The organism is Hymenobacter cyanobacteriorum, assembly GCF_022631375.1.
Taxonomy (GTDB): Bacteria; Bacteroidota; Bacteroidia; order Cytophagales; family Hymenobacteraceae; genus Hymenobacter; species Hymenobacter cyanobacteriorum.
Genome location: NZ_JALBGC010000002.1, coordinates 966,745 through 987,197 on the forward strand (window position 1 = coordinate 966,745; position 20,453 = coordinate 987,197).

Sequence of the window (20,453 nt, forward strand, 5' to 3'; positions counted from 1 at the left end):
TTTCGCACTGCCACGTTTTCGCAACCCACCAAAAAAAACGGCAAGCTCAGCGCTTGCCGTTTTTTTTTGGTGCCTATCCCAATACCCGGGCCAGCAGCGCCGCGTGGTGGGGGGCGCGGGCCAGCATTTCCGCGTTGCCGAGCAGCACGAGCTGCTGGCGGGCCCGGGTGAGGGCTACGTTGAGCTTGCGGTCGACCTGCCCGGTTTCGTCGGGCGATACCATGAGCTCCAGCTGGTGCTCGTGGTGGCAGCAGAAGCTCACGATGATGACCTCGCGCTGGCTGCCCTGGTAGCGCTCCACGGTGTCGACGCTGACCTGGGCCAGGGCGGGCAACTCCAGCTCGCGGGCCAGCTGGGCCAGCCGGGCACGAATGCGGGCTGCCTGGTTGCGGTAGCTGGCAATGATGCCGAGCGTGGTTTCGGGGTTGAAAGCGGGGCCGAAGCCCTGGGCCACGTAGGCGGCGGCGCGGGCCGCCAGCTCGGCTTCCTGCGACGATTCCTTCATGGACAAATCCTCGGGCTGGCGCTGGGTGGGCACAAAAACCACCCGCTGGCGGCGCAGCGCGGCTGTGAAATCATCGGCGGCAGCGGGCCAGGCGGCGCGGTCCATCGGGGCGGCCTGCCAGGGCAGCGGGCAGCGCAGCTGGCCTTCGTAGAAATCCTGGTTCACGAGTACAGCCAACTCCTGGTGCATGCGGTATTGGTCGGCGAGGGTGCCGTGGGCGTGGGGCCAGTGGGCCTCGGCGCGGCGGAAGAGGCGCTCAAAGTAGGAGTTGCGCAGGTTGGTGAGGCCGAGGTTTTCGCGCAGTAAATCGGCCACTTCGGGGGCCACGGCGCTGGTTTCGGGCTCCTGGGCCACCACGGCAGGCAGCTGGCGGTGGTCGCCGATGAGGATAAACTTCTTCACCTTGGCCAGCAGCGCCAGCATCGGCGATTCCAGCACTTGGCTGGCCTCGTCCACCACGGCCACATCGAACTGCTTGAGCATGAACAATTCGGGCTTGCCCAGCAGGCTGGCCACGGTGCCTACGTAAAACGGCGTGCCGGTAAGGCGGGCGCGCACCGTCTGGCGGCTGCCGCAGTCGGCAATCATGGCATCGAGCAGGTACGGCCGGTACTGCGGCGACGTGCCCAACCGCGAGCCTACCCGAATAAAGGGCAGTTTGGCTTCTACCAATTGCTCGCAGATTTCGTCCACGGCGCGGTTGGTGTAGGCGGCCAGCAGCACCTGCTTATCTTCTTTGTAGAGTTTTTCGGCCAGCTCGCGCAGCACGCTGCGGGTTTTGCCGGTGCCGGGCGGGCCGCATAGCACGAACCAGTCGGGTGCGGCCAGGGCGCGGGCCACCACTTCGGGGGCTGTGGTGGCGGGTGCGGCAGCGGGGCTCCAGCCCTCGGGTTCGTGGGGGCCGGTGCGGGCCAGCAGGCGCTTGCGGCGCTCGGGGCTCAGGCCAAGGAAGGACGAGAGGCCGGCCCATTCGCGCCGGAAGGTGTCGTAGGTATCGGGCTCCAGGGCCCAGTGCGAGTGGCCGTGCAGGTAGCGCGGGGCCATGCGGCGGTTGCGCACGCTGAGCACCACGCGGCCGTCGGCCCCGAGGTCTTCGGCCAGCACCACTTTCACCACCTGCGCATCGAGGACAGAGAGAGCCGGAACATCGTAGGGGCGGGGCTCGCCCCCGCCCGTCGTTGCTGGGTTTGACTGGATAGCAGTGGCAATATCACCCAAACCCAACTCATTAACTTGTTCTCCTCCCCGGGCGGGGGCAAGCCCCGCCCCTACTTTCCTCCGCGGATACAGAATCAGCGTGTCGCCGGCCCGGAAATTGACTTCGCGGCCGCCGGGTTGGCGCTGGAAAACGAGGTGCGGGCCGAGGCCGTCGCGGGCATCATCGGGCGCGCCGCTGTGGTCTTCGACGAGCTCCAAATCATCGAGCAGGCTAAAATTTTGATACTTGCGGGCCTGGGGCAGCAGCCAGAGGCCGGCCTGGCCGCCGGCATCGCCGGGGCGGGCCTCGTCGCCGAGCAGGGTGAGGCGCATTTCGCGGGCCGCGAAGCGGGCCAGCTCCAGGCAGTAGGCGCGCTCCACGGGGTCGGCGGCGGCCCAGGCGTTGGCTACTTTTTCGGCTTTGGCTTTGCCGAAGGGAGGCAGGGCCATTAGGTTGGGGTGCAGCACGGGGGCCAGCAGGTGGGCCGTCTGACGGGGGCCGGTGGCGCGGGCCAGCTGTAACTCGATGCCCACGAGCTGGTTGCGGGCCGAGAGCAGCCGGTCAATCAGGTCCTGGTCCTGGTCGACGCGGCGCACGGCGGGCTGGCCGCTGGCCGCGTTGGAGTACAGAATGCTGGTGCGGCCGCGGCCGGCGGTTTCGCCATCGGCCCCGAACACCGATTCCAGCAGCAAGCGGTAGAGCTGGGCCTGGGCGGCATGGTTGGTCCAGGGCTCGGCGTGGGGCACTTTGGTGGAGCTTTTGAGCTCGATGAGGTCGTAGCCGGTGCTGCTTTCGTGCAGCAAATCGAGGCGGCCCTGCAAGCCGTAGGTGGCCGACAGAAAGGTGGGCTCCAGGAAGCAGTCGGCCAGGCGCAGGGGCTCCTGCTGGTAGCCGGTGCGGCTGGCAGCCACGAAGCCCAGGGCGCGGGTTTCGCGCAGGGTGCGGTGGTGGCGGCGCAGGTCGTTCAGCAGCTCGGGCACGCCGGTGCGCGTCTGGAACTCGGGCAGGGTGCTGAGCGCGAGCGGCGCCGAGCGGAAAAGCCGGCCCCGGAAGAAGGTTTCCAGGTCAAATTCTTTGGCGGCAGGCTGCTCGTTGTCGGCTGTTAGCTCGAAAGAGGTAGCAGCGGCGGCTTCTGAACCGGCAGTTTCTGTAGCATCGCCTTCCGACTCAACGGTTGCCACGGCGTGGCCGGCCAGCTTCGCCAACCGCTCCAGCTGCTGCTTTTTCGCGGCAGCTTCCCGCTTCGTTTTCAATTCTTCCTGCCGGCCGGCGTGGCTCACTTCCTCGTCCAGCAGCAGGTTCACCAGGTTTCCGAGCACCAACGGGCGCGAAATATCATCGGGCAAAAAAGCATTCAGCAGCGCCCATTCCGGAATGGTGCCGTCGCGCTGCGCGCACTCGGCAATGGTGGTGACGCTGATGAGGTAGTCGGGCTCCAGCACTACGCGGCGAGCGCGCACGCTGCCATCGGCCAGCCGCACCGGGCCAATGAGGTGCAGCGTGGGGTGCAGCGAAACGGCCAGCGGCAGCACGTTTTCATAGGCCGCCGGCAGCACCAGGCCGAAGGGGCCAGCGGGGCGCCCATCGGCGGGCGTGGTCATTTCGACGGTGAGTGCGCCGCTGGCCAGGTCGGCGTGCAGCACCCGCACGCGCCAGGTGGTGCGGGCGGTGGCTTCGGGAATGTGGGCAGCGGTAGCAGCGACAATTGCCGCCGTTTCGGTGGGCGCGGCGGCAGCTTCAGCAGCTGGCTGGGGCAGCGCGGGGCCGGCATAGGCCGCGCCCGTGAGGTGCAGTACCAGCGCCGCCACCGCCGAGAAACCCTGCGCAGCCTCGGCGCGGGTGCCGGCGTAGCTTTCGTGCACCACCAGGTTGGCCGCCAGGCGCAGCGCCTGCAGCTGCTGGCGCAGGGCGGCGGGCAACTCGTGGACGTAGGCGGCCTGGCCGATGGCCTGGTTGAGGTCGATAAACGGGGCTTCGCGGGCCTTGCAGTCGTCGCGCAGCACGGTTTCGAGCAGCTTGCGCAGCTTGGGCAGCTGGTCGGCAGGCGCGGCGGCAGCATCGGCGGCCAAGGCAGCCAGGCGGAGGTAGTAGGGAGAGGACATAGGTAGCGGCAGTCAGGTTAAAAGTACCGCTGCTGGCGCGATTTTGCGCTGCCGCCCCCCGTCATGGAATTCCTGCCGCGGCAGCGCTGGATTGATGCAGCCAGGCTTACACGCTTCGCCAGCAGCTAATTTGCTACCCGCTCAAATACTTCACCGTCGGCCAGGTCGTAACGAATCAGGCCATCCTGCTTGTCCCAATAAAAAGCCCGCAGGCGGCCGGTGCCGTAGTTTTTGGCATTCTGGCCGTCGCGGAAAACGTAGGCAGCCAGGTAGGCTTTGCCGCTGCGCAGGGTGCAGGGTTCCTGCACCAGCACATCGGTGGGCCCGATTTTCTGGCCCGACGGCAGCGGATAGTCCAGCCCCGCCATGCTGAGCTGGAGGCGGGCCGGGCGGTCGGGCCGGGTTTTGTCGGCGGTGATGCTGAAATAGGGCCGCTTCGGGTCGTACTGCGTGGCCGAATTCAACCCAAACTGCACGTGAATGGGCTGGTAGGCCCCTTCCTCCAGCTTGTTGCAGTTGGTATTGGTGTGCCACTCGCGCTGCTCAATCAGCGTCATCGTGTTCGCGTTGCCGCGGTTGCTGCGGAAGAAAATCTGCTTGCCCGCCGGGTGCGCCGGAAACCAGGCCCGCTCGTCGGGCGTGAGGCTGACCTGCTCGCAAGGGCCGCAGCCGGCCGTCAGCAGCGAGAGCAACGACAGTAGCTTTTTCATACCTAGTGGCAGGCCAGGGGTTTGTTGCTTCTGCCGGCCCAGCTTTGCATACGCAGCCGGCGGGGGGTGGGGTTGGCCTAGCGGGCGGCGCGCAGCCCCACAGGCGCGGCCAGCGGCCCTTCTTCGTACATGTTCAGGTACAGCCTCAGGGGCTCCTTGCGGCCTTTCCAGGTGATGGCATACACGTCGAGCTGCCCTTCGTTGTCGATTCCGGCCTCGGCAATTTTAAACGCGCAGCAGTTGCCTTCGTGCTCGTAGCTAAGGGATTGGCCCCGGGGCCCGAGCAGGGCATTGAGGTAGCGCTGCTGGTTGCGCACGCCGGCCTCGCGCCCGCCCCCCACCCGTACCGGGTTGGTTGCCGTAAAGCCGTAGGTTTCGTCCTGGCTGGTGGCGGTGATGAGGAACGGCAGCACGGTGCTGCCCCCTTTTTCGTGCAGGCCTTCCGATTCGGCTCCGCCGTAGGTGAGCGGCGTTTTGGGGCGCACGCTTTCGCAGCTGCCCAACGCCAGTAACCCGAGCAGCACTAAACCGCTTGTTTTTATAAACTGAATTTTCTTCATGCGTACTTCGATTTTTTCCGGGCCGGCTGGCCGTCCCAAAGTTCAGCGTCGCTTAATGCTTTGGACCCTAAACCTTGGCGGCGGGCTTTTGTTGAGTTTAGCCGCCAGCGGCCAGGCGCCCGCCGTGGGGCCCGACTCGCGCCTGCCCGGCCTGCTGGCCGAGCGCAAAGCCCTCACCGACCGCTACCGCGACGCCAGCGCCCAGCGCCACAGCCTGTTCGGCAACAAGCCCTCCAAGAAAGACCTGCAGGAAGTGGTGGATGCCCTGCAGGGCATTGTTGACAAGGACCAGCAGATTGTGGACGTGCTCAACCAAACGGCCCAGGCGGCCACCACCACCTCGGCCCGCCTGGCCGCCACCACCACCCACCTCGAAACCAGCTCGCGCGACGACCGCAACCTCACCGCCCAGCGCCTCTCGGAACTCAGCAACGAAACCGAAAACCTGCGCCAACGCGAAAAACAGAACATTGCCAAGCAGCGCGACCTGGAAGCCGAAGTGGCCGAAGCCAAGCAGGGCCATTTCGTGCGCGACGCGCTGATTGCCGGGCTGGCGGTGCTGTGCGTGGGGCTGGTGGTGGCGCTGCGCCGACGCCGTTAGCCGTACTTTCGGGCGATGTCAGACACCTTCCCGTTTCAGCTCGCCCCCGCCCCGCCGCCCATTTCGCCCGAGTACGAGGTGCTGGTTTTTGCCGATGTGGCCGGGCTGGAGGATTACTACCGTCTGTTTCAGCACTTTGGCTTCGGCGGCACGGCGGCCTCTTGGGTCGAGCATCTCGAAACCATTGTGGAAGAGCATTGCCCTGCTCTGCTCGATGAGCTGGAATTTACGGAAAGCAGCGGCGCCTTCGTGGCCTACGCTGCCAGCCCGGCCATTGCGGAGCGGTTTCTGGCCTGCGTGCGGCCGTATTTTGGCTCGTTGGAACAGTTGCGCAAGTACCTGGGGCAGGCCGACCCGGGCGACTTTTTTGCGTGAGGTGCCTCCGTCTGTCATCCTGAGCGCAGCGAAGGAACTTACCAAGCAAGAACGAGTGCGATTAATTAACTGACTCAAGCGTGATAAGGTCCTTCGCAGGCTCAGGATGACAGCTGTATTCGGGGTGTCTAAGCCAGCCGATTCCCTGCTACATTTGGAGCCTACCCCGCCCCGCATGATTTCTTATTCCGAAGCGCAGGCCCTCGCCCTCATCACCGACCCCGGCACCCTCAAGCGGGGCCAGGAGCTGCTGAAACCCGCCAAATGGGCCAACCTGGGCCGCACCGATACCTCCGCTTGGGGCGAGTGCGCTGGCAGCGGCTCCAAGCCCTACCTCACCGGCATCGACCTGACCGAACCGGCCTTTAAGTGCAGCTGTCCCAGCCGCGTGTTTCCGTGCAAGCACGGCGCGGGCCTGCTGCTGCTCATGGCCCGCCAGCCGGAATTATTGGCTGGAACTACGCCCCCGGCCTGGCTGACTGAATGGCTGGAAAAGCGCCAGCAGACCCAGGAAAAAAAGGCCGAAAAACCGGCTCCGAAAGCTGCTAAAGCTGCCGCCGCAGTTGAGTTGCAGGCCGATGAGCCAGGCCCTGGCGGTGCGCTAGTCGGGCAAGCAACGACTGCAGACGAAACCCCCGAAACGGCGCTGCACACACAGCCCACGCCCGCCGTTGACCCCAAGCGCCTGGCCCGCATGACCGCCGGAGCCGAAGACCTGGTAGCCTGGCTCGAAGATTTGATGCGCGCCGGTTTGGCCACACTCGACAAGCAGCCGGCGAACTTCTGGGAAAGCCAGGCCGCCCGGCTGGTCGACAACCAGCTGCCCGGCCTGGCCGCCACCGTGCGCGAGCTGGCCACCCTGCGCCACGCCCACGCCGATTGGCCCCCGCGCCTGCTGGGCCGCTTGGGCGAGCTGTTTTTGCTGACCCGGGCTTTCCTCAACCGTCCTGCGCTCGGCCCCGATGCCCGCGCCGAGGTTCTTCAGCAAGTCGGCGTCAACCTGAAAAAAGAGGACCTGCTCGCCACCGCCGCGCCCGTAGCCGATGCCTGGCGCGTGCTGGGCCAGTTCCGCTGGGAAGAGGACCGCCTGACGGCCCGCCGCACCTGGCTGCTGGGCCGCGAAAGTGGCTATACGGCGCTGGTGCTGGAATTTTCCTTCGGCGGACAGCCGTTCAGCACGCCGTTTATTCCGCACGGCGCCTACCAGGGCGAACTGGCATTTTATCCCGGTCTGCTGCCGCTGCGGGCGGCTCCGGTTCAGGTCAAATTTGACGGTACGGTGCCCGCCAGCGCCGTGCCGACGGGCCAGTCCATCGGCCAACTGCTGGATGATTATGCCAACGCCCTGGCCCGCCAGCCCTGGCTACGCGAGTGGCCCGCTACCCTCGCCCCGGTGCAGCCCACGCCCTTGCCGGATGGTCGCTGGCTGTTGCAAGATGCCACGAACAACGACACGCTGCCGCTGCGCTTCGTGGATGAAAACATGCCCTGGCAGCTGCTGGCCGAAAGCGGAGGCCAGCCCCTCACGCTCTTTGGCGAGTGGGACGGGCAGGCTTTTCGCCCGCTGGGCAACTGGGCAGCAGCCGAACCAACTGCTTCTTCGGCTCTGTCATCAAGAAGTGAGTCGGCCGGCCGGGATACGCCGGCAGGCACAGCTGCTCCGACGGAGTTTGCGGCTAAGGCGGAGGGGGCGGCCCCGGCGGTGCCCGGTGCGTTTTCGGGGCCGCAGCTCCTGCGCGTAGCCCTGCTCGGCACCCGCCAAAGTGGCGAAACTCCACCCGGCCCAAGTTCCCTGCCCACTCCCGATTCGCCGGAGCAACGGCTTCTGCAAGCGGCCGGCACACTGGCCCTGATGCAGAAAGCCGGTTACTTACCGGCCGCCTCGCCGGTACCGCAACTCGCCCCTGCACCGCCCGAACTGCTGCCCGTCGTAGGCCCCAGGGGCACCAGCCACCTGCACCAGATGCTCGTCAACTCCCTGCACCTGGAGCTACTGCCCGACTACCTCACCCGCCTCGCTGGCCGCGACCTGCGCGTGCCGCCGGCTCTGCTGGTGCCGCTCCTGCACCACGCCACCCGCTCCGCCGAAACGCGGGCAGCGCTGGGGCCGGTGCTGGGCAGCCGGGGCCATTGGCTGGCGAAGCTTAACCCCGAATGGAAAAATCTGGCTGATAAAATGGCAGCCACTGGCCAACCTGAAACCGACGCGGGCACCTGGGAAACCGGCACGATGCCCCAGCGGCTGGCTTGGCTCAGGCAGCATTTTTCCCAGACCCCTGACGCGGCCCGCGCCCTGCTCCTAGCCGCGTTGCCCACCGAGCCGGCCAAAATGCAGGAATCCCTGCTCGACATCCTCGCCCGTCACCTGCACCCCGATGCCGAGCCCACGCTCGAAGCCCTGCTCAGAGCGCGCGGCCAGGACGTGCGCCGGCGGGCGGCCGAGCTGCTGGTGCAAATTCCCGGCGCGGCCCTTACCGAGCGGCTGTGGGCGCGGGCCGCGCCGCTCATCGCAAGCAAGCGCAAGCTGCTGGGCCTGGGCAAGCCCGCGCTCGATATCACCCTGCCCACCTCCTGGGATAAATCCTGGCTGCTCGATGGCATTGAAGAAATAACCGGACGTTTCGAGTACCGCATCAGCACCACCGTGGGCCTGCAAACCACACAGGGCCCGGCCGCCGGCCGCCTCGGCAACCTGGTGGGGCTGCTGCCACCCGGACGCTGGACTCACCACCTGGGCCTCACGCCTGGCGAGCTGCTCGCTGCCGCGCTGGCCTCCGAATGGGCGTTGCCGCTGCTGCCCGGTTGGGCCCACAGCACCCTGCTGCACCGCGACGCCGCCTTCGCCAGTGCCTTTCTGAAGCTGTGGCAGGAGGAGCTGCCGGCCCTCGACAAGGCCAATTGCGCCCGCGGCATCGCCTGGGGCCAGCTGGCCGCCCTGCTGCCCGCGGCCGACCAGCGCGCCCTCCTGCTCGCACCCACCATCGAGCGGGTGCGCCGCCAGCAGGACGACTGGACCCTGGGCCTGGATTTCGTGCCCGCGCCCTGGCCCCGCACCCTCAGCGCCGCCGTGCTCGAAACCATTGCCCGCCAGCTCACCAAAACCGCCGTACTCTATGAAGTCAACGCGCCGCCCTACAACCTGCGCCAGCTGGCTTGGCTGCTGCCCCAAACCGTGGCCCCCAGCCTCGCGCCGGCTGATGCGGCCTGGGCCATTCAGCAGGTCGAGGCCATCGAGCAGGCCCACTCGGTTTTTCAGCCCCAGCTCCATACGTTTGTCGATACCCTGCGCTTCCAGGCCGGTTTGGAATCGTCGCTGAACGAATAGCAGTCAAGATAAAAGACCGTCATGCAGAGCGCAGCATCTCGCGGGCTATAGTAAACCAATCGGCAGAATTAGCTAAAGCCCGCGAGATGCTTCGCAGCGCTCTGCATGACGTTCTTTTGAATCCTCTCCACACCTCCACTGTCCCCATGACGCCCACCCTGCTCCGCCCCCACGCCGAAGACCTGTACGCCGAAGAACTCGCCGCTCTCAAAGCCACCGACCAGGCCCGCCCCAAGCCACCCGGCTGGCACCTTTCGCCGTGGGCGGTGGTGACGTACCTGCTGGGTGGCAAGCTCGATAACGGCTTCGACATCGAGCCCAAGTACATCGGCCAGCGGCGGCTGATGGAAATTGCCGTGGCTACCCTCGCCACCGACCGCGCCCTGCTGCTGCTCGGCGTGCCCGGCACGGCCAAAAGCTGGGTGAGCGAGCACCTCACGGCCGCCATCAGCGGGCACACCAACCTGCTGGTGCAGGGCACCGCCGGCACCGCCGAAGACAGCCTGCGCTACTCCTGGAACTACGCCCGCCTGCTCGCCGAAGGCCCTTCGCTGGCCGCCCTCGTGCCCAGCCCGCTCTACAAAGGCATGGAAACCGGCCAGCTCGTCCGCATCGAAGAGCTCACCCGCATCCCCTCCGATGTGCAGGACACCCTGCTCACCATGCTCTCCGAAAAGGTGCTGCCCATCCCCGAGCTGAGCACCGAAATCCAGGCCCGGCAGGGCTTCAACGTCATCGCCACGGCCAACGACCGGGACCGGGGCGTGAACGAGCTGAGCAGCGCCCTGCGCCGCCGCTTCAACGCCGTGGTGCTGCCCCTGCCCGCCACCCTGACCGAGGAAGTCCACATCGTCCAAACCCGCGTGGCCAAGCAGGGCCAGGCCCTGCAGCTGCCCGTGGAGGCCCCCGCGTTGGAGCAAATCAGCCGCCTCGTCACCATCTTCCGCGAGCTGCGCCAGGGCGTGACCGACAACGGCAAAACCAAGCTCAAGTCGCCCAGCGGCACCCTAAGCACCGGCGAGGCCATATCCGTGATGAACTCCGGCCTGGCCCTGGCCGCCTACTTCGGCGACGGCACCCTGCGCGCCCACGACCTGGCCGCCGGCCTCACCGGCGCCGTCATCAAAGACCCCGCCCCCGACCGCGTGGTCTGGCTGGAGTATTTAGAAACGGTGGTGAAGGAGCGCGAGGGCTGGAAGGATTTGTACCGGGCGTGCCGGGAGGTGGTGGAGTAGTTGTTGCCGTAATATTCTCTAGCTCATCCAAATCATGAATATTCCAGATAGAGTTAAGTCTCTCTCCTTAATGTCTGAACCGAACCAATCATTATTGATACATAAGGGTGAGTTCATTCTAGTCTACGGTGATGACCAAATTGTGATGAATGGAGAAATCAATTACAATTGGTTTCCTATCGCAAATGCACGCTTTTCGGGCATTGCCTCATTTGAGAACAATGATAGAAATGAAGAAGTCATTAAACTGAAGCTTTTTCAGAAAGGCATTAAATTTAATTTAATGATTGATAATTTATTATTCAGCCAATGCAGGTTTACGTCTATCAGTATTGGCTCCCAAACTGTTTTAGAGGGCATTTCCGAATCAATTTCAGTTCGAGGCGACCGTAGCATCATTGTCAATGAGGTTTTATTCTCTGTGGCTAACATGAGGGACTTTCATGGGTCACCAATTAAAGGAACAGACACTGGTGAGCATACTGTTTCTTTTGGTCGAATTGAATTTGACACACCTGATTTTACGATTTTACTTGACAAATCTTTTAATCATGACACAATCCTTAAACTATTACAGTCAAAAGGAGGCTATGCAATTCTTTACAATGGCAGCTTAATTCCCAAGAAAAATGGCATAACATTTAATGAAGCATCAGATTTATTCCATTGCTTTTCGAACTTTCTATCATTAATTAACGGCAGAAGATGTTCTGCAATATTTAAACACGGCATTTATGAAAACCAAGTTATATGGAGTGATTTTACTAATTACAATGTAGATAGCTATAAACGTGTAACAAGTTGGCCAGTTCAAATATCTACAGACCATTTAAACTCATCTTTACAAAATTTTTACAAAATATGGAAGTCAGAAAGTGACCGAAAATTTCTTAAGCTTGTAATACATTGGTATGTAGAAGCAAACAGCCTCTCTGCACACGTTGAAGGCTCTATAATTCTTGCTCAAACAGCACTTGAGCTAATTTACAACTGGCTAATTATTGAAAAGAAAGCGATTTTGGCAGGCAAAGATGCGGAAACAATATCAGCCTCGAACAAAATACGTCTGCTTATATCTCAACTACATACAAACCATGAAGTCCCATTGTCTTTTAAACATCTCCAAGGATTTGTAGAATCTAATAAAGAGGTGAATGATGCACCAGAAGCCTTTGTTCAAATAAGAAATGCTATTGTTCACTCGCAGAAAAGCAAGAGAGATAAATTAGCTCAAATATCCTCCAAAGCACAGTATGAGGCCCTTCAATTGAGCCTCTGGTATATCGAACTTAGCATGCTTTACATACTAAACTTCAAAGGCAACTACTATAACAGATGCTCAGGAGCTGAGTGGCTAGGAGAAGGTGAAGAAATGGTTCCTTGGATGGTGTTCAATGAATACTCACTGTAATGCTGAGCAACCGCCCGCCCCGATTCCACCCCCGCCACTAGGATATCTTCAAGCGTCAGCAGGATATATTCCAGGTCCAGCAGCATATCGGCGGGTGCCAGTAGGATATCTTTTATAGGAAGCAGGATATCTTCGGCCGCTAGTAGGATACTTTTAGCGCCAGTAGAATATCTGCCGGAGGCAGTACTGTGTCGGCGCTAGCGGCCCAAGAATCTGGTAAGGGAAGCCGGCCACCCGCGTCCGCCCCGATGGCCCGCCGGTGGCGCGGCTGCTTTCCCCCTCCCTTTTCATGCAAAAATTCGACGCCATTATCATCGGCGGCAGCTACGCCGGCCTCTCCGCCGCAATGGCCCTGGGCCGCTCCCGCCGCCGCGTGCTCCTCCTCGATACCGGCCGGCCCTGCAACCGCCAGACGCCCCACTCCCACAACTTCCTCACCCAGGACGGGGCCACACCGGCCGCCCTGCGCGCCCAGGCCCAGGCCGAGGTGCAGCACTACCCCACCATCGAGCTGCGGGCCGATGAGGCCCTGACCGCCACCGCCCTCCCCGGCGGCGGGTTCCGCGTCGATACCGCCGCCGGGTCCAGCCTCACGGCCCAAAAGCTGCTGCTCGCCACGGGCGTGGTTGACCTGCTGCCCGCTCTGCCCGGCTTTGCCGAGTGCTGGGGCATTTCGGTGCTGCACTGCCCCTACTGCCACGGCTACGAGGTGGCCGACCAGCGCTTGGGCGTCATCGGCAACGGCGACATGGGCTTCGCTTTCGCCCGCCTCATCCATAACTGGTCGCGGCAGCTCACCCTGTTCACCGACGGCCCTTCCACCCTCACGGCCGACCAGCAGCAGACGCTGGCCCGCCACGGCGTCGCCATTGAGGAAACGCCGCTGGCCGGTATTGCTCACGTCCAGGGCCAGCTACAGGCCGTGCAGCTAGCCGATGGCACCGCCCGCCCGCTCGACGCGGTGTTTGCCCGCGTGCCCTTTGAGCAGGCCGGCACCCTGGCCCGGCAGCTGGGCTGCGCGCTCACCGACATGGGCCACGTGCAGGTCGATGATTTCCAGCGCACGAGCGTGGCGGGCGTGTTCGCGGCCGGCGATGCCACCACACCCTTCCGGGCCGTTTCGGCGGCTGTGGCCGCTGGTGGCAAGGCGGGCGCCCTAATCAATATGGAGCTAATCGAAGAGAATTTCGAGTAAGGCGCGGCGCGGGTTGGGCGGGGTGTTGTTCATTTGCAGGCCCTGCCCAACCCTTTCCCCATGCCCACCCCTGACCTCCGCCTGTTCGGCATCCGCCACCACGGCCCCGGCAGCGCCGCCAGCCTCGTGGCCGCCCTCGAAGCCTTCCGGCCCGACATTGTGCTGCTGGAGTGCCCCGCCGATGCCGAAGCGGCCCTGGCCACGGCCACCAATCCGGAGCTGGTGCCGCCCGTGGCCCTGCTCGTTTACAACCCGAAGCAGCAAGGGCAGGCTTCATTTCTGCCATTTGCGGAGTTTTCGCCCGAGTGGCAGGCGGTGCAGTGGTGCGCCCGGAATGGAGCGCATGTGCGATGCATGGATTTGCCGATGTCGTTGCGGTTTGGGATGCGGGATGCGGTGGCGGAGCTGACGCCCTCCGCGTCAACCTCACCCCCCGGCCCCCTCTCCCGTGGAGAGGGGGAGTCAGACGCGAGTTCAGAAGAAATACTTATTAAGGAATCGTCAGGCTCCCCCCTCTCCGCCGGAGAGGGGGGCCGGGGGGGTGAGGTTGACGCGGAGGTCGACCCCGTCGCCTACATCGCCCGGCTGGCCGGCTACACCGATTCCGAGCAGTGGTGGGAAACCCACCTCGAACACGCGCCCGGCAACGCCGACACCTTCGCCGTGGTGCTGGATTTGATGACGGCCCTGCGCGAGGAGCTGCGCCGCCCCGAAACCGAGGAAACCCTGTTGCGGGAAGCTTTCATGCGCGAAGCCCTGCGCGCCACCCTGGCCCAGGGCTACCCGCGCGTGGCGGTGGTGTGCGGGGCCTGGCACGCGCCGGTTTTGCAGCCCGACCTATTCAAAAAAGAGGACAAAGCCCGGCTGAAAGGCCTGAAAAAAGTCGCCACCGAAACCACCTGGATTCCGTGGACTTACGAGCGGCTGTCGTTCAGCTCCGGCTATGGGGCGGGCGTGCTCTCGCCGGCCTGGTACGAGTTGCTGTTTGCCCAGCCGCGGGCCGAAGTGCTGACGCACTGGATGGTGCGCGCCACCCGCCTGCTGCGCGGGCAGGACGTGGACGCCTCCTCGGCCCACGCCATTGAGGGCGTGCGGCTGGCCGCCACCTTGGCCAGCGTGCGCAGCCTGGCCCTGCCGGGCATCGATGAGCTGCAGGAAGCCGCCGTGGCCATTCTGGGCGGGGGCTACGCCGAGCCGCTGGCGCTGGTGCACAAGGAGCTGGTGATTGGCGTGAAGCTGGGCGAGGTGCCCGCCGGCCTGCCTGCCACGCCCTTGCAGCAGGACCTGGCCCAGCAGCAAAAAACCCTCCGCCTCAAGCCCGAAGCAATTTCGAAACCGCTCGACCTCGACCTGCGCCAGCCCGCCCAGCTGGAGCGTAGCCACCTGCTGCACCGCCTGCGCCTGCTCGATATTAACTGGGGCGAGCCGGAGGAAGTATCGGGCAAAAGCGGCACCTTCCACGAACTCTGGACGCTGGAATGGGAACCCGAAATGGCCCTGGCCGTAATTGAAGCCGGCCGCTGGGGCAACACCGTCCTTACTGCCGCCGCCGCCCGCGCCACCGCCCGCGCCGCCGAAGCCAGCACCCTCGAAGCCGTGAGCACGCTGCTGGAAGAGGCCCTGCGCGCCGACCTGGGCCCGGCCATTCCGGCGCTGGTAGCCCGGCTCGAAACCATCGGGGCCGACACGCGCGACGTGACCCACCTGCTGGCCGCCCTGCCTCCGCTGGCCCAGGTACTGCGCTACGGCAACGTGCGCCGCACCGACACCGCCCAAGTGGCCCAGGTGGTGCAGCAGCTGGTGCCGCGCCTGTGCATCGGCCTGCCCGCCGCCTGCGCGGGGCTGGATTACGACGCCGCCAAGGCCCTGCTGGAGCGCATCGAAGCCACCCACCAGGCCATTCGCCTGCTGCAAAACGACGCGCACGAAGCCGACTGGTACGCCGCCCTGGCCGCCGTGCAGCGCAACGCAGCCACCAACGGCCTACTGGCCGGCACGGCCACCCGCTTGCTCTTCGACGCCCAGCAAGCCGGCCCGGACGCCACCGCCACGGCCCTCGGCCTGGCCCTGGCCCCCGCCCAGCCCACCGACTACGCCACAGCCTGGATTGAGGGCTTCCTGCGCGGCAGCGGCCTGCTGCTCATTCACCACCGCGAACTATTCGACCTGCTCGACCACTGGCTGAGCGACCTGAACGAAGAAACCTTTCGCGAAATCGTGCCCCTGTTACGCCGCGCCTTCACCGATTTTTCGCTTCCCGAGCGGCGGCAGATTCTGGAAATCGCGAGTACGGATGCGGGCGCGGCCGTGGCACCAGAAACGGAGGATTTTGACTGGGAGCGCGGGGCGCGGGTGTTGCCGGGTCTGCGCGAGTTGCTGGGGGTGTAATGAAACCTAGAATATATACTGAATGGAAACGCCACCCACCTTTTTCTATAGTCCCAATGCCTACGCCCTGGGCATCATCGCGCAAGAAGCCATCACCTGCCAATGTTGCGGAAAGGCGCGGGCGTTTCGCTACACGGGTAACCTCTACACGGCGGCCACGGTGAAGCAGCTGTGCCCCTGGTGCATTGCCGATGGCAGCGCGGCCGATAAATACGGAGGCTCGTTTGTATCGGATTTTGAAGGGCTAAACCCTGACCCAGCGGCTGAAACTGGCTTGGCAATGTCGCCGGCATCGATGGAACAGGTGAGCAGCCGAACCCCGGGCTACGCCTCCTGGCAAGGCGACGTCTGGCTGGGGCATTGCGGCGAGGCCTGCATATTCCTGGGCTATGCCGGAGGCGCGGAATTGGCTACTATCTGGGCAGAAGTGGAGGCCGACGCGGTGGCCAGCGGCTGGGGCAAGGAGAACATACGGGACTACATGCACAAGGACGGCGACATGACGGGGTATTTATTCCGGTGCCAGCACTGCGGCCAGCACCGCCTGCACGTTGATGCCAATTAATTTTCGATTCGCCGCTGCCTGCTGGATAACATTAATCTATGCCCACTCCTACCACCACCACCCGCTGGAAACTCGTGCTCGGCAGTGCCGCCGATGCCGCCAATTCGGTCCCGATGCCGCCCGACTACGGCCGCATGGACGACGTGCTCACGGCCCTTTACGACGGCGACAAGGCCGAGCGCAAGGCCGGCCTGGGCGGCTCGGCGCCCCGCGTGAGCCGCTGGCTGGGCGACATTCGGGAGTATTTCCCGACCGAAGTGGTGGCCATCATGCAGCAGGACGCCATGACGCGCCTGGGCCTCAACCAGCTGCTGCTGGAGCCCGAAATCCTGCGCACAGTGCAGGCCGACGTGCATTTGGTGGGCACACTTATGTCCTTAAGCCGGGTGATGCCGCAGAAGGCCAAAGCCACCGCCCGCGAGGTCATCACCAAAGTGGTGCGCGAGCTGGAGAAGAAGCTCAGCAACCCGCTGCGCCAGGCCGTGCAGGGCGCCCTGAGCCGGGCCGTGCGCAACCCGCGCCCGCGCTACCACGAAATCGACTGGGGCGCCACCATCAAGGCCAACCTCAAACACTACCAGGCCGCGCACAAAACCATTATTCCCGAGCGGCTGGTGGGTTTCGGGCGGCGCGGGCAGGCACTGAAGGAAATCGTGCTCTGCGTAGACCAGAGCGGCTCAATGGCCTCGTCGGTGGTGTATGCGGGCGTATTCGGAGCGGTGCTGGCGTCGCTGAAAGCGGTGAAAACCCACATGGTGGTGTTCGACACCGCCGTGGTGAACCTGAGCGAGAACCTGCACGACCCGGTGGATTTGCTTTTCGGCGTGCAGCTGGGCGGCGGCACTGATATCAATCTGGCCCTGAGCTACTGCCAACAGCTCATCACGCGCCCCACCGATACCATCCTCGTCCTCATCACCGACCTGTACGAAGGCGGCAATGAGAAGGAAATGATAAAGCGCGCCGCCGCCCTCAAAGCCGCCGGCGTGAACCTCGTGGTGCTGCTGGCCCTGAGCGACGACGGCGCCCCTAGCTTCGACCGGCGCGTGGCCGAGCAGCTGGCGGCGCTGGAGATTCCCAGCTTCGCCTGCACGCCGGCGAAGTTTCCGGAACTGATGGCCCGGGCCATTCAGGGGCAGAAGCTGGAGGTGCTGTAATCAATCGGGAAACGAAAAGACCGTCATGCAGAGCGCAGCGAAGCATCTTTACCGCTCAACGCAATCAAATTGATTACTGGTGGCGGGCAAGATGCTTCGCTGCGCTCTGCATGACGGTCATATTTCTCTTAATCAATCCCGCAAAGGCTTCAGGCCCAGCTCCATTTTCAGCAGCTCGACCGGGAATTTCACCGTTTCCAGGCCGCGCTGGAAGCCGGCGGTGCGGTTCATCTGGGGCACCGGAATCCAGAGGGCCCCGGCGTGGTCAATCCACAGGGCATCGGCCCAAATGAGGCGCGGGTCCTGCACCAGTACGCTGCTTTGGCCGGCGGGCGTCACCTTCAGGATGCGCTTCTCGTTAGCGTCGCACACGTAGAGGTTGCCGTCGGCGTCGATGGCGGTGCCGCCGCAGGTGGGCGAGTTGAAGAAATATGTGACTTTCTTGCCAAGGTCGGCGGAGCTGATGTTGGGGTCGTCGAGGTAGCGGGTTTCGACGCGGTACATGGGGCCGGCGGCGGTCTGGAAGTAGTATAACTTGCCGTCGGGCGATACCTCCATCTGGTCGGCGTGCAGGGCTACTTTGTCGCCGTTGGGCTTGAGCATGATTTTTCTTTCGCCCAGCATGGGGCGGCGGGCGGTGGTGGTGCTGTCGTCGTCGAGCAGGCGGCGGCCCTGGCCGGTTTTCTGGCTGAGCACGATGAGGCCGGGCTCGCCGGCATCGGTCACATAAATCTGGTCGCCGTGGAAGCGCAGGTCATCCACGAAGCTCTTGCGCTTGGTGAATTTGTAGAGGTCGATGGACTTCACGAGCTGGCTTGTGCTGATGTCGAAGGCCAGCAGCTTCGGGCCGTCCTTCACGGGCGGAGCGTCGCTTTTGGGCGTGCCGGTGTCTACTATCCAGAGGTAGCCATCGGGGCCGAAACGCAGGGAATTGGCCCGCACGAAAGCCAGTTTGGCGGGGTCGCCGGGCTTTTTCCAATTATTCCAGGTGCGGTTGGGCCAGGGCGTCACTTTGCCATCTTTCAGCTCGCCGATGCGGGTGCCGGGGTCGCCTTCGTTGTGCGGAAAAAGCACGAAAGTGCGGCCATCGTCGGCCACGGCCACTCCGTTCCAGATGGTGTCAGAGGTGGCCACGAGCGTGAGCTGGGTGGCCGAAGCGGAGGTAGGCACTTTAGGCGGCAGGGCCACCCCCACGGCTTTTTCGGTGCCCGAGCCACCCGAACAGGCGGCCAGCAGCAGGCCGGCGGGAAATAAGCGCAACGAACGAAAAGAAAGCATAGATGTCGGGATTGAGGTCTGCGGGCTTTACGCAGCGGCATTGGCCGCAGGTTGCCGGTGGGGCCTGTTTTTTGGGGTTTAGCGGCCGGCCAGCAGGCGGCCCAGCGCCTTTTCGTCATCCGCTTCCAGCGCTACTTCGGCTTGCAGATTTTCGAGGTCGCGCTTCACGCTGGCCACGGCCAGGGTTTTGCCGCCGGACTGGTAAGCAATCGAAAATTCCTTCTTGGCTAAATCCCAGCTCACCACGGCCTCGTCCCACTTCTCGGCGTGGCCCACATAGCGAATCGAGAAGTCGTAGTGCTTGCTCCAGAAGAAGGGTACGGCGTCGAACTTCTCGCGCTGGCCCAGCATGTTGCGGGCGGCCGTCTGGCCCTGGCGCTGGGCCACCACCCAGTGCTCGACGCGAATATGCTGGCCGGAGTGCGGGTCGGGCCAGCGGGCAATGTCGCCCGCCGCGAAGATGCCGGGCGCGCTGGTTTCGAGGTATTCGTTAACCGTTACACCCTTATCAATTGCCAGGCCGGCAGCCTCGGCCAGCGCCAGCCGGGGCCGTACGCCGATGCCGGCCACCACCAAATCGGCGGGCAGGCGTTCGCCGTTTTCCAGCACCACCACGCCTTCTTCGATGCGCTCCGCTTTTTGCCCCAGATGAAAAACCACGCCCTTGTCCTCGTGCAGCTTCCGCACGATTTCGCCCAGTTCCGGCCCCAGCACTTTGGCCAGGGGCAGTTTATCGGGCGCCACTACGTGCACTTCTATGTTCAGCCCGCGCAGGGCGGCTGCCACTTCGAGCCCGATAAAGCTTGCCCCGATAACCACGGCCCGCTTTGCGCCTTTGGCCCCGGCCACAATGGCGCGGTGGTCGGCCAGCGAGCGGAGCTTGTGCACGTGCGGCAGGTCGTGCCCCGGAATGTCGAGCGGTATCGGCTCCGCGCCGGTGGCCAGCAGCAGCGCATCGTAGGCGTGGGCCGTGCCGTCGGCCAGCAGCACGCGCCGGTTGGGCACGTCGATGGATGCTACTTCGCCCTTCACTACCTCAATTTTATGTTCGGCATAGAAGCCCGCCGGCCGCAGGGCCACCGGCTTCTTCTCATCGGCCGGGAAGCTTTTCGAGAGCATGGTGCGGTCGTAGGGCGCTTCCGATTCGCCGTCGAGCAGCACAATGCGCCCCTCGTAGCCTTCGCGGCGCAGCATTTCGGCCGCCGCGCTGCCCGCCGCGCCCGCTCCGATGATGACCACGGCGGCCGGGTGCGCCGGGGTTTCCGCTGTTGCCACGGGCGCCAGCGGGTCGCGGGCCTGCTTCGCGCCCACGTAAATCCGACCGTCGCGCTGCTCCACCGGCCAGCAGGGCAGCGGGTCGAGGGCTGGGGCACGCAGGGCTTCACCGGTGCGCAGGCTGAAACAGGCGTGGTGCCAGGGGCAGCGCACGGTATCGCCCACGAGCAGGCCCTGCCCCAGCGGCGCGCCCAAATGGCTGCATTTGGCCGTGATGGCGAAGATTTCGTCGCCGCGCCGGACCAGCAGCACGGGCTCGCCGTGAGCGTGGCCGGTGGTCATCGCGCCATCGGCCATGTCGCTGAGGGCGAAACCGTCGGTCACAAAATCGGGGCCGGTGAGGGGCGGGGTGGCGGGAGCAGCCATGAGGTTTCGGGAGGTATGAGCCGGTGAAGAAGTGCTTCTCATACGGCCCGCAGAGCTTTTTGGTGCTGCTGCCGGGCTTGGTGGGCCAGCGGCTTCTCAAGGCAGAATTAACTCCAGAGTTTATGCCCCGCGCCCGACCTTTGCCCGGCAATCGTTAGGTTAGCACGCAAACTATTGCGCCTGAAATGCTGCTAGCGGCGGCTTAAG

14 protein-coding genes are annotated in these 20,453 nt (G+C 64.1%); 9 read left to right on the forward strand and 5 right to left on the reverse strand.

All coding sequences use genetic code 11. The annotated features are described in order from the left end of the window. Positions 1-73 precede the first annotated feature (73 nt). The 3 genes from MON38_RS09265 to MON38_RS09275 form a co-directional block, all read right to left on the reverse strand. Positions 74-3,805: a DEAD/DEAH box helicase gene (locus tag MON38_RS09265; protein ID WP_241935873.1), complete on the reverse strand. Its 3,732-nt coding sequence runs from the start codon at positions 3,803-3,805 to the stop codon at positions 74-76. A gap of 125 nt (positions 3,806-3,930) precedes the next feature. After that, positions 3,931-4,515: a hypothetical protein gene (locus MON38_RS09270; protein ID WP_241935874.1), complete on the reverse strand. Its 585-nt coding sequence runs from the start codon at positions 4,513-4,515 to the stop codon at positions 3,931-3,933. Positions 4,516-4,592: 77 nt separating this feature from the next. Beyond that, positions 4,593-5,039: a hypothetical protein gene (locus MON38_RS09275; protein WP_241935875.1), complete on the reverse strand. Its 447-nt coding sequence runs from the start codon at positions 5,037-5,039 to the stop codon at positions 4,593-4,595. A gap of 91 nt (positions 5,040-5,130) precedes the next feature. Between MON38_RS09275 and MON38_RS09280 the strand changes: the two genes are divergently transcribed. The 9 genes from MON38_RS09280 (at position 5,131) to MON38_RS09320 (ending at position 17,327) form a co-directional block, all read left to right on the forward strand. Next, entirely contained in the window at positions 5,131-5,676 is a 546-nt protein-coding gene (locus MON38_RS09280; protein WP_241935876.1) for a hypothetical protein, read from the forward strand. A 15-nt stretch (positions 5,677-5,691) separates the two neighbouring features. Further along, complete coding sequence (locus MON38_RS09285) at positions 5,692-6,051, forward strand: Imm51 family immunity protein (RefSeq protein ID WP_241935877.1); 360 nt, start codon at positions 5,692-5,694, stop codon at positions 6,049-6,051. 175 nt (positions 6,052-6,226) lie between these two features. Continuing rightward, positions 6,227-9,376: a DUF5691 domain-containing protein gene (locus MON38_RS09290; RefSeq protein ID WP_241935878.1), complete on the forward strand. Its 3,150-nt coding sequence runs from the start codon at positions 6,227-6,229 to the stop codon at positions 9,374-9,376. A gap of 146 nt (positions 9,377-9,522) precedes the next feature. Further along, positions 9,523-10,611 (forward strand): ATP-binding protein, encoded by a 1,089-nt coding sequence (locus tag MON38_RS09295; RefSeq protein ID WP_241935879.1) that lies wholly within the window; start codon positions 9,523-9,525, stop codon positions 10,609-10,611. Positions 10,612-10,645: 34 nt separating this feature from the next. Then, positions 10,646-12,022 (forward strand): YopA family protein, encoded by a 1,377-nt coding sequence (locus MON38_RS09300; RefSeq protein ID WP_241935880.1) that lies wholly within the window; start codon positions 10,646-10,648, stop codon positions 12,020-12,022. A 289-nt stretch (positions 12,023-12,311) separates the two neighbouring features. Next, a complete protein-coding gene (locus MON38_RS09305; RefSeq protein WP_241935881.1) occupies positions 12,312-13,217 on the forward strand; it encodes an NAD(P)/FAD-dependent oxidoreductase in 906 nt (301 codons plus the stop codon). A gap of 60 nt (positions 13,218-13,277) precedes the next feature. Next, positions 13,278-15,605 carry a DUF5682 family protein gene (locus MON38_RS09310; protein WP_241935882.1) on the forward strand — a complete coding sequence of 776 codons (2,328 nt, stop codon included), beginning with the start codon at positions 13,278-13,280 and terminating at the stop codon, positions 15,603-15,605. Between the two features lie 22 nt (positions 15,606-15,627). Beyond that, the gene (locus tag MON38_RS09315; RefSeq protein ID WP_241935883.1) at positions 15,628-16,170 is read left to right on the forward strand and encodes a CbrC family protein; all 543 of its coding nucleotides are present in this window, start codon (positions 15,628-15,630) and stop codon (positions 16,168-16,170) included. Positions 16,171-16,208: 38 nt separating this feature from the next. Beyond that, positions 16,209-17,327, forward strand: a complete 1,119-nt coding sequence (locus tag MON38_RS09320) for a VWA domain-containing protein (protein WP_241935884.1) — start codon at positions 16,209-16,211, stop codon at positions 17,325-17,327. A 132-nt stretch (positions 17,328-17,459) separates the two neighbouring features. Here MON38_RS09320 and MON38_RS09325 read toward each other — a convergent pair whose 3' ends face one another. After that, complete coding sequence (locus MON38_RS09325) at positions 17,460-18,605, reverse strand: major royal jelly family protein (RefSeq protein WP_241935885.1); 1,146 nt, start codon at positions 18,603-18,605, stop codon at positions 17,460-17,462. A gap of 78 nt (positions 18,606-18,683) precedes the next feature. Beyond that, on the reverse strand, positions 18,684-20,246 hold the full coding sequence (locus tag MON38_RS09330; protein ID WP_241935886.1) for an FAD-dependent oxidoreductase: 1,563 nt from the start codon (positions 20,244-20,246) through the stop codon (positions 18,684-18,686). Positions 20,247-20,453 lie beyond the last annotated feature (207 nt).